General features: G+C 62.6%; 1 protein-coding gene. It reads left to right on the plus strand.

The features are described from left to right. Positions 1-680 precede the first annotated feature (680 nt). Positions 681-1,943 carry a group II intron reverse transcriptase/maturase gene (ltrA, locus tag ACNPQM_RS43995; RefSeq protein ID WP_418088395.1) on the plus strand — a complete coding sequence of 421 codons (1,263 nt, stop codon included), beginning with the start codon at positions 681-683 and terminating at the stop codon, positions 1,941-1,943. Positions 1,944-2,115 lie beyond the last annotated feature (172 nt).

The following is a 2,115-nucleotide window of genomic DNA, read 5'->3' on the forward strand; positions in this document are numbered from 1 at the left end:
CGATCGACCAGCCCGCCAGCCGCTTCGAGCACAGATCCAACACCGTGGCCAGGTAAAGGAATTGACCGTCTCCCACCGGGAGATACGTGATGTCGGTGTGCCACGAACGCGAAAAGAGAGGTGTGGAATGTAGGTAGGAACCTCTTTGGAAGCAATGCTGCGTGGAAGATGAAGGAAGGCCCTTCGGAACCGCTCTACGGGGAGAGGTTTCAAACCGCCACATGCTGCGTTGGCTGAAGACCGTCGTGGTGAGCGATGTGGAAAAGGCGCCCACGAGGCGTCAGGTGGGGATCAGGAAGGCGAGCGCAAGCGAATCGCTGATGACGTGTCGAAAACTTACAGATGGCATCAAAACTGGGGGTGTAGATATGGCTCCAGGACGAATCTGGCGGACACCCGTCTACTGGCCAGGTGGTGCCCGGCATGGAGGCGACGCGAGTCTGATCTGCTGCTTTCACGTGGAACGTGGGAAGGCGAGTCCCGGCATCGCTGCTCGAACGGGCGGCGTGAGGGAGCGTCCCGAGACGGCAGAAACCGCGAGGGACTGAGTACCGAGCCGGGCCTCGCTGGCGGACCGGCCCGTAGTAGTGACGAAGCCTCTGTAACGGGGGTGGAGCGAAGGGGCCGGGTCATCCGTGGCTGTGTTCGTTCGATCAACCAGAGCGCCTGGGAGGAGTCGCGTGAACAAGCTGAAGTCTCCAGAGAAGCCGTTTGATATCTCGAAGCGGGAAGTATGGGAAGCATGGGAGAAGGTCAAGGCCAATAAGGGTGCACCGGGAGTGGATGGCTGCTCGATCGAGGACTTCGAGAAGAACTTGCAGGGAAACCTCTACAAGCTCTGGAATCGGATGTCGTCGGGCAGCTACTTCCCGCCCCCGGTGCGAGCGGTGGAGATCCCCAAAGCCCATGGCGGGGGAGTCAGGATTCTCGGAGTGCCCACCGTCGCGGACAGAATCGCGCAGACCGTAGTGGCCGCACGGCTGGAATCCCGGGTGGAGCCAAAATTCCATCAGGATTCTTACGGTTACCGGCCCGGACGCTCGGCGCTGGACGCGGTGGAACGGTGCAGAGAACGCTGCTGGGGAAAAGACTGGGTGGTCGATCTCGACATCCAGAAGTTCTTCGACAGCGTGCCCTGGGACCTTGTCGTCAAGGCGGTGGAGGCCAACACCGACGCCGTCTGGGTGAAGTTGTACGTCACGCGCTGGCTCAAGGCGCCGCTGCAACTGCCCGACGGAACTCTGCAGCGGCGAGACAAAGGAACTCCGCAGGGGTCGGCGGTCTCGCCCGTGCTGGCGAACCTGTTCCTCCACTACGCGTTCGACACCTGGATGGACCGGAATTACCCGGGCGTCCAGTTCGAGCGGTATGTGGACGATGCGGTGGTGCACTGCGTCACCGAACGCCAGGCCAGGATGCTGGTCGAAGCGATCGGCAACAGGATGGAGGAGGTCGGGCTGCGGCTGCATCCGACCAAGACCCGGATCGTCTACTGCAAGGACGCGAACCGCAAACGCTCGTACGAGCAGACGTCGTTCACGTTCTTGGGGTTCACGTTCCGCGCCCGCTCTGCGCGCAGCAAGCACGGGGTCACATTTCCCTGCTTTCTGCCCGCGGTCAGCAGAGACGCCCTGAAGAAGATGGGCGCCGAAGTGCGCAGTTGGCGCATCCACCGGCGCACCGGGCACACCTTCGCCCAGCTCGCACGGTTCATGAATCCGATCGTGCGGGGCTGGATTCAGTACTACGGAGCGTTTTACCCCTCCGAGCTGAGGGCCTTCCTCCAGCGCGTCAACGCCTACCTGTTGCGCTGGATCCGCAGAAAGTACAAACGGCTCGCCGGCTACAGGAAGGCCAGGGCCTGTCTCCAGGGGATCATGCACCGGTACCCGGGAATGTTCGCGCACTGGCGCCTGTGCCGCACCATCTGGCTATCAGGGTGACAAGAGCCGTGTAACGGGAGACTGTTACGCACGGTTCTGTGGGGGCCGGAGGGTGAGATTCCCTCCGGCTACCCGACCCGACGTAGCGGGTGTTGGGTTCCGGCGCGGTGAAGTCGCGTCGCAGCAGATCGGGCACTGGCGTCGCGGACGGCTCCGGAATCGTGGTGCGGAC

The sequence above is a fragment of the Streptomyces sp. NPDC056231 genome (assembly GCF_048270745.1).
GTDB lineage: Bacteria > Actinomycetota > Actinomycetes > Streptomycetales > Streptomycetaceae > Streptomyces.